Annotated in this window: 11 protein-coding genes; 10 read left to right on the plus strand and 1 reads right to left on the minus strand. The window is 72.1% G+C overall.

The features are described from left to right. Window positions 1–7 precede the first annotated feature (7 nt). From ACFVU7_RS37350 to ACFVU7_RS37385, 8 genes are all read left to right on the plus strand, one after another. Window positions 8–376, plus strand: coding sequence for a DUF742 domain-containing protein (locus tag ACFVU7_RS37350; protein ID WP_049653110.1), 369 nt, complete (start codon window positions 8–10; stop codon window positions 374–376). Beyond that, a complete protein-coding gene (locus ACFVU7_RS37355; RefSeq protein ID WP_388050128.1) occupies window positions 357–1181 on the plus strand; it encodes an ATP/GTP-binding protein in 825 nt (274 codons plus the stop codon). Before ACFVU7_RS37350 ends, ACFVU7_RS37355 begins: the two co-directional genes overlap by 20 nt. Continuing rightward, complete coding sequence (locus tag ACFVU7_RS37360) at window positions 1178–2422, plus strand: cytochrome P450 (protein WP_388050131.1); 1245 nt, start codon at window positions 1178–1180, stop codon at window positions 2420–2422. Before ACFVU7_RS37355 ends, ACFVU7_RS37360 begins: the two co-directional genes overlap by 4 nt. 127 nt (window positions 2423–2549) lie before the next feature. After that, on the plus strand, window positions 2550–3764 hold the full coding sequence (locus ACFVU7_RS37365; protein ID WP_388050133.1) for a cytochrome P450: 1215 nt from the start codon (window positions 2550–2552) through the stop codon (window positions 3762–3764). A gap of 347 nt (window positions 3765–4111) precedes the next feature. Next, complete coding sequence (locus ACFVU7_RS37370; protein ID WP_388050136.1) at window positions 4112–5500, plus strand: ABC transporter substrate-binding protein; 1389 nt, start codon at window positions 4112–4114, stop codon at window positions 5498–5500. 281 nt (window positions 5501–5781) lie between these two features. Beyond that, window positions 5782–6834 (plus strand): carbohydrate ABC transporter permease, encoded by a 1053-nt coding sequence (locus tag ACFVU7_RS37375; protein ID WP_079272796.1) that lies wholly within the window; start codon window positions 5782–5784, stop codon window positions 6832–6834. Beyond that, complete coding sequence (locus tag ACFVU7_RS37380) at window positions 6831–7796, plus strand: carbohydrate ABC transporter permease (RefSeq protein ID WP_388050140.1); 966 nt, start codon at window positions 6831–6833, stop codon at window positions 7794–7796. Before ACFVU7_RS37375 ends, ACFVU7_RS37380 begins: the two co-directional genes overlap by 4 nt. Before the next feature lie 577 nt (window positions 7797–8373). Further along, a complete protein-coding gene (locus tag ACFVU7_RS37385) occupies window positions 8374–9897 on the plus strand; it encodes a DUF4153 domain-containing protein (protein ID WP_388050142.1) in 1524 nt (507 codons plus the stop codon). A 166-nt stretch (window positions 9898–10063) separates the two neighbouring features. Here the strand turns inward: ACFVU7_RS37385 and ACFVU7_RS37390 are convergent, their stop codons facing one another. Further along, the gene (locus ACFVU7_RS37390; protein WP_049653101.1) at window positions 10064–11611 is read right to left on the minus strand and encodes an MFS transporter; all 1548 of its coding nucleotides are present in this window, start codon (window positions 11609–11611) and stop codon (window positions 10064–10066) included. 374 nt (window positions 11612–11985) lie between these two features. Here ACFVU7_RS37390 and ACFVU7_RS37395 point away from each other — a divergent pair, with 374 nt between their 5' ends. Both ACFVU7_RS37395 and ACFVU7_RS37400 read left to right on the plus strand, forming a co-directional pair. After that, a complete protein-coding gene (locus ACFVU7_RS37395; protein WP_388050145.1) occupies window positions 11986–12657 on the plus strand; it encodes a TetR/AcrR family transcriptional regulator in 672 nt (223 codons plus the stop codon). Between the two features lie 129 nt (window positions 12658–12786). After that, window positions 12787–13485, plus strand: a complete 699-nt coding sequence (locus tag ACFVU7_RS37400; RefSeq protein WP_049653099.1) for a ribonuclease HII — start codon at window positions 12787–12789, stop codon at window positions 13483–13485. Window positions 13486–13584 lie beyond the last annotated feature (99 nt).

A 13584-nucleotide genomic window follows, 5' to 3' on the forward strand; every position in this document is an offset into this window, starting at 1 on the left:
TGGGCGCATGAGTCCGGGGCCGGTGCTGCCGGGCCGCGACGACGACCCGGACCGTCTCTACACCATCACCCGGGGCCGCAGCCGTTCCCCGGAGAACGCCTTCGACCTGGTGACCCTGATCGTCGCCGAGCGGCAGCCGGCGCCCGGGATGCAGTCGGAGCACGCCCGGATCCTGCGGATGTGCGAGGCCCCGACTGCCGTGGTGGAGGTGGCGGCGGAACTGGCGCTGCCCGTCTCGGTGGTGAAGATCCTGCTCGGCGACCTGCTGGAGTCCGGGGCGGTCACCGCCCGCCACCCCCGGTTCGCGCCGAACAAGGCCCGGCTGCCCGACCTCGACACGCTGAAGCAGGTGCTGCATGGCCTTCAACAGCTCTGACGTCTCGCCCGTCGGCGGCGTCCGGACCGCTGTGGAGGCCCGGCCCGCTGCCGATGTCCACGGCGTCGCCGACGTCCGGCCCGCCGGTGCGCGTACCCCGCTGCGGGCGACGGCCGACAACGCGCTGAAGATCGTCGTGGTCGGCGGCTTCGGCGTGGGCAAGACCACCCTGGTCGGCTCGGTCAGCGAGATCCGTCCGCTGAACACCGAAGAGGTGATGACCAAGGCGGGCGAGGGCATCGACCCGGCCGGCGCCTGGGGCAAGCGCTCCACCACGGTCGCCTTCGACTTCGGCCGGATCACCCTTTCCGAGCGCCAGGTGCTGTACCTGTTCGGCGCGCCCGGGCAGGAACGTTTCTGGTTCCTCTGGGACCGCCTGTTCAGCGGCGCCCTGGGCGCGGTCGTCCTGGTGGACACCCGGCGCCTGGAGGACTCCTGGTACGCCATCGACCGGCTGGAGCACCACGGCACGCCGTTCATCGTGGCCCGCAACAACTTCGGCGAGCCGGGCCACACCCTGGAGCAGGTCCGCGAGGCGCTGGACCTGCCGGCCGAGGTGCCGCTGGTGGACTGCGACGCGCGCGACCGCGAGTCCGGCAAGCGGGTGCTGATCGCCCTGGTCCACCACCTGGCCGCCTTGGCCGGGGCCGACGAGGCCGCCCTAGCCGGGGCCGACGGAGCCGTCCTGGCCGGGGCCGACGGAGGCGTCCCGGCCGCTGCCGCCGGGGAGGACGAGACGGCTCCCGCCGCGCGGCCAGCCCCGGCCGGGCCCCGCACCGCGATCTACGAGGAGAGCACCCCGTGACCGAGCCCGCCGCCACCCCGCCCCCGGGCTGCCCGGCGCACGTCGGCGCCACGCCGCTGTACGGGCCGCGCTTCCAGACCGACCCGTCCCAGCTCTACCGCGAGCTGCGCGCCGCGCACGGCCCGGTCGCCCCGGTCGAGCTGGCCGGCGGCGTGCCCGCCTGGCTGGTCATCGGCTACCGCGAGCTGCAGCAGGTGACCGGCCGGCCGCAGCTGTTCGGCCGCGACTCCAGCCGCTGGCACGCCTGGGCGACGCTGCCCGCCGACTGGCCGCTGAAGCCGATGATGGCCCCCGTCCCCTCGATCCTCTACGCCGAGGGCGAGGAGCACGTCCGGCGTTCGCGCGCGGTCACCGACGCGCTGGCCGGGATCGACCCGTACGAGCTGCGCAAGCACGCGGAGGAGATCGCCGACGGCCTGATCGACGAGTTCGCCGGGCGCGGCGAGGCCGACCTGGTCGCCGAGTACGCGCACCGGATGCCGCTGCTGGTGCTGTGCCGGGTGCTCGGCCTGGACGAGGAGCAGGCGCCGCAGTTGATCGCGGCGCTGCTGGCCATGCTGGACGGCGGCCGGGACGCGCCGGCCGGCGCCCAACGGCTGCTGGAGCTGATGCTCGCGCTGGTCGAGGAGAAGGCCGAGCACCCGGGCGCCGACATCGCCTCGCGGATGCTGGCGCACCCGGCCGGGCTGACCCACGACGAGGTGATGCGCGACCTGCGGGTGCTGCTGATCGCCGGCCACCAGCCGAGCTCGTACTGGATCTCCAACACGCTGCGGCTGATGCTCACCGACGAGCGGTTCGCGGCCTCGCTGGCCGGCGGCCGGCGCAGCATCAGCCAGGCGCTGAACGAGGCGCTCTGGGAGGACACCCCGACCCAGATCTTCGCCGGACGCTGGGCGGTCCGCGACACCCAGGTGGGCGGCCAGCGGATCGGCGAGGGGGACATGGTCCTGCTCGGCATCGCCGGGGCCAACGCCGACCCGGCGGTCCGGCAGCCGGACGGCCGCCCGGCGGAGGGCAACCGGGCGCACCTGAGCTACTCGTACGGCGAGCACGGCTGCCCGTTCCCGGCCCAGGAGGCGGCCGAGGTGATCGCCACCACCGCGATCGAGGTGCTGCTCGACCGGCTGCCGGACCTGCGGCTGGCGGTGGCCGAGCACGCGCTGGTGTGGCGGCCGTCGGCCTGGGTGCGCGGGCTGGTGGCGCTGCCGGTCTCGTTCACCCCCGGCCACCCGGCCTGATCCACCCGCACCCGCCGTTCGAAAGAGCCGCGAAACCCCTCGAACGCCCTCGAAACCTCCGAAAGGCTTCGGCTGTTTTCGAACAGCTTCGAAAGAGCTTCTCCAGAGCTTCGAAAGAGAGACGTCGATGACCGCTGCCCCGGCCCGAATCGCCCTCGACCCGCTGGCCCGCGACAACGCGGCCGAGGGCGCCCTGCTGCGGGCCGCCGGCCCGGTGGTGCCGGTCGAGCTGCCCGGCGGGGTCGCCGCCTGGGCGGTGACGCGGCACGCCGCCGCGCGTGACCTGCTCACGGATGCCCGGCTCGTGAAGGACGCCGCGCACTGGGCGGCCTACCAGCGCGGCGAGGTCCCGAAGACCTGGCCGCTGATCGGCCTGGCGGTGCCCGGCCCGAGCATGGTGACCACCGACGGGGCCGAGCACCGCCGGCTTCGGGCACTGGTCGCGCAGGCCTTCACCCCGCGCCGGGTGGAGCTGATGCGGCCGCGCGTCGAGGAGATCACCCACGCGCTGCTGGACGCCCTGGCGGCGGGCGAGCCGCTGGTGGACCTCAAGACGGCCTTCGCCTTCCCGCTGCCGATGACGGTGATCTGCTCGCTGCTGGGCGTAGCGGAGTCGGACCACGGCCTGCTGCGCGACCTGTACGAGCGGTTCTTCGGCATCAAGCCGAACCCGGAGGGCATCCAGGCGACCGTCGCCGGGCTGAACGCCTTCGTCAACGGCCTGGTGGCGCAGCGCCGTTCGGCTCCCGGCGAGGACCTGGCGAGCGTGCTGCTGGCGGCCGACACGGAAGGCGGGGCGCTGAGCGACGCGGAGGCGGCGGCCACCCTGCGGGTGATCATCGCGGCCGGCCACGAGACGACGGTGAACCTGATCGGCAACGCGGTGCGGGCCCTGCTGGCCCACCCGGACCAGCTGGAACTGGTGCGTTCGGGACAGGTGTCCTGGGACGCGGTGGTGGAGGAGTCGCTCCGCTGGACACCGCCGACCAGCAACTTCCTGTTCCGGTTCGCCGCCGAGCCCATACCGGTCGGCGAGGTGGTGATCCCGGCCGGCGAACCGGTGCTGGTCTCGTACAACGCGATCGGCCGCGACCCGCTCCAGCACGGGGTGACCGCCGAGGTCTTCGACATCACCCGGGACCCGTCCCGCCACCTGTCCTTCGGCCACGGCCCGCACGTCTGCCCGGGCTCCCCGCTGGCCCGGCTGGAGGCGGGGGTCGCGCTGCCCGCGCTGTTCGAGCGCTTCCCGGGGCTGTCGCTCGCGGTGCCGGACGCGGACCTGCGGCCGAGCCCCTCGCTGGTGGTCAACAGCCTGCTGGAGCTGCCGGTGCGGCTCTTCTGACGTTCGGTCATATCGCAAGGCCCCGGCTGGATTTACGGTGGATGTCCGATTGGACGTCCGGCTGAACGTCCGGTCGGGGCCTTCGGCTTCCGGTCGCGGGTCACGGTCGGGACACCGGCTTGTGAAGGTCGAACGGGGACCTTGGCGGGGGGCGGCGGCTGCGTTAACGTCTTCGATCAGTCCGGCCGCCGTCCGCTCGTGATCCCGCTCGTGATCCCGCTCCGCGAATCCGTTCCGCGATTCCGTTCCCGTGAACCTGTCCGCGATCCCCGTGTAGGCCCATCTCCGGTACAGCGCAATGTCGTTCAGCCCACCGTCGGCAGCATGCCCTGGCGAGGAGAACCGCATTGACCCTCAACCCGACCGCGCCGCAACCGAGTTCCCGCCGCCGTCTGGCCGCCGTGCCCGCCCTGGTGGCGGCACTGGCGCTGACCGCGGCCTGCTCCAACAGCTCCGGCGGTTCGGGTGGCGGCGGAGGCGGATCGGCCGCCTCGCTGTCCGGCGACTGCGCCAAGTACCAGCCGTACGCCGGACACTCGGGCACCACCGTGACGATGTTCGCCTCGATCCTGAGCCCGGAGTCGGACAACCTGGAGAAGTCCTGGGCCGAGTTCAGCAAGTGCACCGGGATCAGGATCAGCTACGAGGGCTCGAACGACTTCGAGTCCCAGCTGCCGGTCCGGGTCTCCGGCGGCAACGCCCCGGACTTCGCGATCATCCCGCAACCGGGCCTGCTGGCGCAGATGGTGAAGAGCGGCAAGGTGGTGAAGCCGCCCGCCCAGACCGTTGCCAACCAGGACAAGTGGAGCCCGATCTGGAAGACGTACGGCTCGGTCAACGGCACCTACTACGCGGCCCCGATGAGCGCCAACATGAAGTCCCTGGTCTGGTACTCGCCGAAGGCCTTCACGGCGGCCGGCTACGACGTGCCCAAGACCTGGACCGACCTGATGGCGCTCAGCGACCGGATCGCCAAGGCCGGCGGCGCCAAGCCGTGGTGCGGCGGCATCGCCTCCGGGACGGCCACCGGCTGGCCGGCCACCGACTGGCTGGAGGAGGTCGTGCTCGGCTCGTACGGCGGCGAGGTGTACGACCAGTGGGTCGGCCACCAGGTGAAGTTCTCCGACCAGAAGATCACCACCGCGATGAAGACGGTCGCCGACTGGATGCAGAACCCGGCCTGGGTCAACGCGGGCTTCGGTGACGTGAAGTCGATCGCCACCACCACCTTCCAGGACGCGGGCACGCCGATCCTGAGCGGCAAGTGCCTGATGCTCCAGCAGGCCTCCTTCTACGAGGCGCAGTGGCCCAAGGGCACCAAGGTCGGCCCGGACGGGGACGTCTTCGCCTTCCACCTGCCCGCGGTGAACCCGTCGGTCGCCAACCCGGTCGAGGGCGGCGGGGAGTTCCTGGCGGCCTTCTCCGGGCGGCCCGAGGTGCAGGCGGTGCAGAACTACCTGTCCAGTTCGGACTGGGCGAGCAGCCGGGTGAAGACCGCGAGCGGCTGGGTCTCGGCCAACCAGGGCGTGGACAAGAGCCTCTACACCGACCCGATCGACAAGCTGTCGGCGGAGGCGCTGACGGACCCGTCGGCGACCTTCCGCTTCGACGGCTCCGACCTGATGCCGGCCGCCGTGGGCGCCGGGCAGGAGTGGAAGTCGCTGACCGCCTGGTTCGCCGAGGGGCAGTCGATCCAGAAGACCGCCGCCGACATCGACGCCGCCTGGCCGCAGTAGCCGGGCCGTCCGTCCTGCTCGGTTCCGGGGCTGGTTCCGGGGCTGCTCTCGGAGCCGGAGCCGGAGCCGGAGCCGGAGCCGGAGCCGGAGTTGGAGCTGGACCCGGAGTTGGCCCTGGCCCCGGTTTCGGTCCTGGGCCCGGCGCCGGCCTCCGGGGCCGACACCGAGGAGCCGGTTCCCGGGGGTCGGGCACACCGAGGACCACCTGTCGAGGGCGGTGCGGGGCCACCCACCCGCACCGCCCGCCCCCCTTCCCACCACACCCGAAGGGAAGCGCAGCCATGTCCGTAACCGGATTCCCGTCACCCGTCGCCGAATCGGCCGCCGGGAGGCTGGTCGCCGAGAACCTGGCGGCCGGCTCCTGGAACGACGCGGCGGTCAAGTTCGGCAACACCTTCGGCGCCGTCGCGGGCTTCCTGGGCATCCTGCTGGTGGTCTTCCTGGCCGCCGGTCGGGCCCGGGGCCGCCTGGCCCGACCGCTGGCGGTCGCGGTGTTCCTCGGCCCGGCGGTGCTGCTGCTGGCCGTCGGCCTGGTCGTGCCGCTGGTCCGCACGGTCTACCTCAGCCTCCAGAACGACGACGGCACCCGGTTCGTCGGCGGTGAGAACTTCGGCTGGGCCCTCACCTCCGACTCGGTGCAGAAGGTGCTGGTCAACACGCTGCTCTGGCTGGTGGTCGCGCCGCTCGTGGCGACCGGGCTGGGGCTGGTGCTGGCGCTGCTGGTCGACCGGATGCGCGGCCAGTCGGTGTACAAGTCGCTGATCTTCATGCCGATGGCGATCTCGCTGGTCGGCGCGTCGATCATCTTCAAGTTCGTCTACGAGTCGCGCGGGCCGGGCCAGCCGCAGATCGGCCTGCTCAGCCAACTCGCCGTCGCCGTGGGCTGGGACGATCCGCCGAACTGGCTGCTCTCGCAGCCGCTGAACACCTTCCTGCTGATGGCGGTGATGGTCTGGGTGCAGACCGGCTTCGCGATGGTGGTGCTGTCGGCGGCGATCAAGGCGATCCCGGACGAGGTGGTGGAGGCGGCCCGGCTGGACGGCGCGAGCGGGGTGCGGCTGTTCTGGTACGTCACCGTGCCGATGATCCGCACCACGGTGATGGTCGTACTGACCACCGTCATGATCATCACCCTGAAGGCCTTCGACATCGTCCGCACCATGACCGGCGGCAACTTCGGCACCCAGGTGCTGGCCAACGAGATGTACTCGCAGTCCTTCGTGCAGTTCAACTCCGGCCGGGGCAGTGCCCTCGCGGTGCTCCTCTTCCTCGCGGTGCTGCCGCTGGTGGCCTACAACATCGTGCAGCTGCGGAAGGAGCGTGAGGTCCGGTGACCGGGACGGACGGCCGGGAGCGGCCGGCGGAGTCGGTGCGGCCGGTGAAGGCGGCGCGGCCGGTGCGGCCAGTGCGGAAGGCCTTCAGCAGTCCGCTGGCCTCGGTGTTCGTGATCGCGATGACGGTCCTCTGGACGATCCCGACGCTGGGCCTGCTGGTGACTTCTCTGCGCCCCAAGCAGGACGTGACGGCCAGCGGGTGGTGGAACGCCTTCCTCCACCCGGACCTCGGCCTCGGCAACTACCACTCGGTGCTGTTCGAGGGCGGGTCCGGCGCCTCCACCGGCCTGATGCCCTTCCTGGTCAACTCGCTGGCGATCAGCGTCCCGGCGACGGTCTTCCCGCTGGCGCTGGCGGCGATGGCGGCGTACGCGCTGGCCTGGGTGCGGTTCCGGGGGAGCGACGCGGTCTTCTTCACGGTGTTCGCGCTCCAGGTGGTGCCGCTCCAGATGGCGCTCATCCCGCTGCTGCGGCTGTTCGCCGGCGGTGCGCACCTGGGCTCGCTGACGCTGATCCCGGCGGTGGACCTCAAGGGCAGCTACGCACCGGTCTGGCTGGCGCACACCATGTTCGCGCTGCCGCTGGCGGTGTTCCTGCTGCACAACTTCATCGCCCAGCTGCCGCGCGACCTGATGGAGGCCGCGGTGGTGGACGGCGCCTCGCACTTCAAGATCTTCCGCTCGATCGTGCTGCCGCTGTGCACCCCGGCGCTGGCCTCGTTCGCGATCTTCCAGTTCCTGTGGGTCTGGAACGACCTGCTGGTGGCGCTGACCTTCGCGGGCGGCACACCGGAGGTGGCGCCGATGACGGTGCGGCTGGCGCAGCTGTCCGGCTCCCTCGGCGGGCGCTGGGAGCTGCTCACGGCGGGGGCGTTCCTGTCGATCATCGTTCCGCTGATCGTCTTCTTCAGCCTCCAGCGCTACTTCGTCCGGGGGCTGCTGGCCGGATCGGTGAAGGGGTAGCCAGGGAAGTCCTGTGGTGGTGAGGGCATTCTGAACGCGTTCGAAACCGATTTTTGAACTTGTTCAGAATGGTCTACAGTCGGCAGCGGCCGGGCGCTGAGCGCGCCGGTCCGCGGACCGCCCGATGGGTGGCGTCCGCATGCCTGCCGACCACTGAGGGGGACTCATGCCGGGCCCGTCCACGCCTGCCCCGTCCGATTCGCCCGGTCCGACCGAGTCGGCCGACTCGACCTCGCCGGGGTCGACTGAGTCGCTCGATCCGACTGGGTCACCTGACTCGACTGGGTCACCTGACTCGACTGAGTCGCCCGACCTGACCGGGTCGCCCGATCCAGTCGCGCCGGGGTTGACCGAGTCTCCTGACCTGACTGGGGCACCTGACCTGACCGGGTCGCCCGATCCGGTCACGCCGGGATCGACTGGGTCACCCGACCCGACCAGGTCGCCCGATCCAGTCGCGCTGGGGTCGACCGAGTCGTCCAACCCGTACGACGCGTTCGACCCGTACGGTCCGTACCGCCCGGCGGGCACTCAGCCGCAGAGCAGGCCGGGTCCGGGCCGGGCGCCCGGCGTGGCCGTGCCCTCGCCCCCCGCGTGGCTGGGCCCCAGCGCCCCCGAGCGCCGGGCGGGGGCCACCCCCAAGGTCCTCCTGGCGGCCCTGCTCACCGGCCTGCTGGCGGCCTGGCTGCTCTACGACGGCCTGGGGCCCAACCTGCTGCTGCTCGGCGCCGCCACCGCTGTCGGGGCGGGGATCGCCGCCCGGACAGCCGGGCGCCGGATCCGACCCTGGACGGCGGTGTGGAGCCTGCTCGCCCTCGCCCTGCTCGCCGTCCCGGCCCGGTGGGACGCCGGCTGGCCCGCGGTGCCGGCCGTGGTCGGTGCGCTGGCGCTGGCCTCGCTGGCGCTGCACGGCGGCCGTCGCTGGCCGGGTGTGCTGTTCCCGCTGCCCGGCATCGTGTGGCAGCTGGTGTCCTCGGTGGTCTGGGTCTGGGAGAGCATGGACCGGCGGCCGCTGCCCGGCCGCGACCGGATCGTCCCGGTGCTCAAGGCGCTCGGGGTCGCCGCCGCCCTGTTGACCGTCTTCGGCCTGCTGTTCGCCAGCGCCGACGCCGCCATGGCGGATCTGCTGGGTGGTCTCAGTCCGGATCTCGACCTCGACCAGCTCCCGGGGCGCGGCGCGCTGTTCGTGCTCGGAACGGTGACCGTGCTGGGCTTCGCGCACATGGCCGCCGGCCCGCGCCGCTGGGACCGTACGGTGATCCGGCCGGGCCGGGAGCGGCGGCGGCTGGAGTGGGCGCTTCCGCTGATCGGGCTGAACCTGATGTTCGGTGTCTTCGCGGTGATCCAGGCCGTGGTGGTGCTCGGCGGCGCGGACGCCGTGCTGAGCAACACGGGGATGAGCCGCTCCGAGTACGCCCGGCAGGGCTTCTGGCAGCTGAGCGTGATCACCGTGCTGACGCTGGTCGTGGTGGCGGTCGCCAACCGCTGGGCGCCGCGCACCACCGTGGCCGACCGCCGGGTGGCGCGGATCCTGCTCGGGCTGCTCTGCCTGCTGGCGCTGGTCGTGGTCGCCTCGGCGCTCGGCCGGATGTGGTTCTACGTGGACGCCTCCGGGCTCACCAGGCTGCGGCTCTGGGTGCTGGTGGTCGAGGTCTGGCTGGGTGCCGTCTTCCTGCTGCTGATCGCCGCCGGGCTGACCCGCCGTGCCGGTTGGCTGCCGCGCGTCGTCGTCCTCAGCGGGATGCTCACCGTCGCGGTCTACGGCCTGATGGGCCCGGACGCGATCGTCGCCGAGCAGAACGTCACCCGGTACGAGCAGGCCCTGCGGGACGACCCGCGCACCGCGGCCATCGACCTGCGCAACGTCCGCGGGCTTTCGGCGGACGCGGTGCCCGCCCTGGACCGGCTCCCCGAGCCGCAGCGGAGCTGTGCACTGCAGCTGATCGGGCAGGGCCTGGGGGCGGAGTCGAAGCCCTGGTACGCCACCAACCTCGCGGCCACCCGGGCCCGGGAGATCCTGGCGGAGCGGCCGAGGGTCGACTCGAGGACGGTCGGCCGTACGGCCTGCGATCAGGCGGGGCTGGCGTACGAGGCCTGGTAGACCGCCCGAGGGTGGAGGCGGGGGCCGCGGACAGCGGTAGGGCCGGCCGGGAGCGTGCTGCTCCCGGCCGGCCCTTGGCGTCGTGCGGCGCCGGTCCGTCACCTACGGCGTCGGCGCGCGGTGGCGGTGGCGGTGGCGGCGTCGGCACACGGTGACGGTGACGGTGTCAGTGCATCGCGACGGCGGAGGAGCCGCTCGGCAGGTCGCTGGCCTTGGCCTTGATCACGAAGACCGCGACGAGCAGGGCGACCGCCGCGAGCGCGGCGCCCACGATGAAGCCGTGCGAAATGCCCTGGGTGAGCACGGTGTTCGCGGCGTCGGTGCCCTGCGGGAATTCGTGGTGCTGCTGGAGGTAGGCCAGCTGCTCAGGCTTCGCGCTCTCCATGAACTTCGGCAGCTGCACGGCGGCCTCGGCCGTGGCGTAGTGCGCGAAGACCGTGGTCAGGATCGACAGGCCGAGCGAACCGCCGATCTGCTGCATCGAGTTGAGCAGGCCGGAGGCGGCGCCGGTCTCCTCGCCCGGGACACCCGCGACCGCGAGCAGCATCACCGGGACGAAGATCAGACCCATGCCGAAGCCGAACACCACCGTGGGGCCGAGGACCCCGTCCAGGTAGCCGCTGTCCTTGCTCATCTGGGTCAGCCAGGTGAGGCCGACGGTGACCAGCAGTGCGCCGCCCGCCATGAAGGGCTTCGGGCCGTACTTGGCCTGGAGGTTGGAGGCGATCTGCGCGGCGATGATGATCGCGACGCTGATCGGGAGGAAGGAGACGCCGGCCTTCAGCGGGCTGTAGCCGAGCGGACCCTGCACGAACAGCACGACGTAGAAGAAGATGCCGAACATGGCCGCCGCCAGGCAGAGCATCATCACCAGGCCGCCGGTGCGGTTGCGGTTGGCGAACAGGTGCATCGGGGTGATCGGCTGGTCGGTGCGGCTCTCGACCACGAGGAAGGCGGCGAGCAGGATCGCGCCGGCGGCGAAGGAGCCGAGCGTGATGCCGTCCGACCAGCCGTCCGAGGCGGCCCGGATGAACCCGTAGACCAGGCCGACGAGGCCGAGCGTCGAGGTGAGGGCGCCGGGGAGGTCGAAGCGGCCCGGGTGGCGCTCGGACTCGGCGATGTGGCGCGGCGCGGCGATCGCGATCAGGATGGCGATCGGCACGTTGACGAAGAACACCCAGCGCCAGTTCAGGTACTCGGTGAGCAGACCGCCGGCCAGCAGGCCGATCGCTGCGCCGGAACCCGCCACCGCCGAGAACACGCCGAACGCGCGGTTGCGTTCCGGTCCCTCGTCGAAGTTGGTGGCGATCAGGGCGAAGGCGGTCGGGGAACAGATCGCGCCGCCGATGCCCTGGAGCGCGCGGGCGGCCAGCAGCAGGCTGCTGTCCTGCGCGAAACCACCGAGCAGTGAGGCCAGGCCGAACAGCAGGGTGCCGAAGATGAACACCCTTCGGCGGCCGAGGATGTCACCCGCGCGACCGCCGAGCAGCAGCAGCCCGCCGAAGGTCAGGGTGTAGGCGTTGATGACCCACGACAGGTCGGTGGTCGAGAAGCCCAGGGCGTCCCTGATGTGCGGCAGCGCGATGTTCACGATGGTCGCGTCGAGGACCACCATGAGCTGGGTGGCGGCGATGACGGTCAGGGTGATGCCCTTGCCCCGCCCCTGGTTCGTCCGCGGTGGTGGGTTTTTGCTGAGCGTGTCGGAGATAGCCACGAATGTGCCCCCTGCTGGCTATGTGCTCGGTGGTGCGGGGCCGGCGGAGTCGCCGGTCCGGGCATGGCACTGCGCCCTTGCGCAGGCCGAGAAGGAACGGGATCGTTCACTAGGCGGGACGATATCCTGGCCGTGATTGTGAACGCAAGCGTTCCTTAAGGGTGGTGGCGATGGAGCGGTTGGTGCGACGCCTGGTGGCGGACCGGTCCGGTCGGTCGCCGGGTGGTTCGGCGGGGCCGGCGCCCGGAGAGGCGGCTGTTCGGCCTGAGGTCCTCCGGCCTGAGGTCCTCCGGCCTGAGGCCGTGCGGTCCGGGGCTGTCCGGTCCGGGGCTGTCCGGTCCGGGGCCGTTCGACCGGGGGAGGAGGGCGTCGGGGTGGCGCCAGGGGGGTCGGGCGCCGGGTCGGGCTCGGGGCCGGGTGGCGAACCGGGCTTCTGTCCGGTGCGGGCCGCCCGCCAGGCGCTGACGCGGCCGGCGCGGCGCCGGGGGAAGGAACTGGAGAACGCGATCTTCGAGGCCGCCCTCGACCAGCTCACCTCCGGCGGATACGCGCGGCTCACCATGGAAGGGGTCGCCGGCGCGGCGCGGACCGGGAAGGCCGCGCTCTACCGGCGCTGGGCATCCAAGGACGAACTTGTCATCGACGCCCTGGACGCCACTCTTCCACGCCCTTACGACACCCCCGACCTCGGGTCCGCGCGTGACGAACTCCACCGGCTCATCGAGGGGTTCACGCAGGCGATGGCCTCCCCGACGGGCTCCGCGCTCAACGCGCTGATGGGCGAGATCGACCAGGAGCGGGCCGAGGTCTTCAAGGCCTTCATCACCGACCGGGTCATCGAGCCGACCGCGCGGACCATCCTGGAGATCCTGCGTCGCGGTGCCGAGCGCGGCGACGTCCGGCTCGGTGCGGCCACCCCGCTGGTGGCCGACGTCATTCCGGCGATGCTGCTCTACCAGGTCAAGATCCGCGGGCTGGAGAACATGGGGCCGGGGTTCGCCGGTCGGCTGGTGGACGAGGTGCTGGAGCCGATGATTCGGGCCTGAGGCGGTCGCTGCCGGGCCCGGGGGCTGCCGGACCCGGCGCCTCCCCCGGACCCCTCCCTCCCGGGAGGCGGATTCGGCGGTCGTGAGCGGGCTTAGGCTGGAGGCTGCCCCCGCTGAACGGATTACGCCATGCCCATCGTCCCCCCGACGCACTCCGTCGAACGTTCGCTCCGCCGGGCCGGCGCCAAGATCGTCGTCGGTCTCGACGAGGTCGGGCGCGGCGCCTGGGCCGGGCCGGTCACCGTGGGCGCGGCCGTCACCGGTCTGCGCAAGGCGCCGGAAGGGCTGACCGACTCCAAGCTGCTCACCGAGCTGCGCCGTCGCGCGCTCGCACCCGTCCTCGCCGACTGGGTCACCGCGTACGCGCTCGGGCAGGCCACCCCGCAGGAGTGCGACGAGCTCGGTATGACGGCGGCGCTGCGCCTGGCCGCCGTCCGCGCGCTGGAGGCGCTGCCGGTCGAACCCGACGCGGTGATTCTGGACGGCAAGCACGACTACCTCGGTGGACCCTGGCGGGTGCGCACGGTGATCAAGGGCGACCAGTCCTGTATCTGCGTCTCCGCCGCCTCGGTGCTCGCCAAGGTCCACCGCGACGGCCTGATGGCCGAACTGGGCGAGGGGTGCCCGGACTACGGCTTCGCCGACAACGCCGGCTACCCGTCCCCGGTGCACCGTGCCGCGCTGGAGGAGTTCGGCCCCACCGAGCACCACCGGCTCTCCTGGGCGTACATGGACGGACTGCCGAAGTGGCGCCATCTCAAGCGCGTTCGGGAGGGTGCGGGCGACGGCCAGGGGTCCGCCGACGAACAGTTGACGCTCGGTTTCTGACGGTCCGTCTGGAATTGCCCCGGGAGGGGGCGGCAGGAGGCCGGTGCCCAAGGGGTGGGGTGCCCGTGCGCGTCCGACCGGCATTTGATAGATATCCGG

Source organism: Kitasatospora sp. NPDC058046 (assembly GCF_042885595.1).
In the GTDB taxonomy this organism is placed as follows: Bacteria; Actinomycetota; Actinomycetes; order Streptomycetales; family Streptomycetaceae; genus Kitasatospora.

Excerpts from the sequence above, each read along its gene's own strand:
- ACFVU7_RS37365 (WP_388050133.1), top strand. The coding sequence starts at position 2,550 with ATGACCGCTGCCCCGGCCCGAATCGCCCTCGACCCGCTGGCCCGCGAC.
- ACFVU7_RS37355 (WP_388050128.1), top strand. The coding sequence starts at position 357 with ATGGCCTTCAACAGCTCTGACGTCTCGCCCGTCGGCGGCGTCCGGACC.
- ACFVU7_RS37350 (WP_049653110.1), top strand. The coding sequence starts at position 8 with ATGAGTCCGGGGCCGGTGCTGCCGGGCCGCGACGACGACCCGGACCGT.
- ACFVU7_RS37375 (WP_079272796.1), top strand. The coding sequence starts at position 5,782 with ATGTCCGTAACCGGATTCCCGTCACCCGTCGCCGAATCGGCCGCCGGG.
- ACFVU7_RS37400 (WP_049653099.1), top strand. The coding sequence starts at position 12,787 with ATGCCCATCGTCCCCCCGACGCACTCCGTCGAACGTTCGCTCCGCCGG.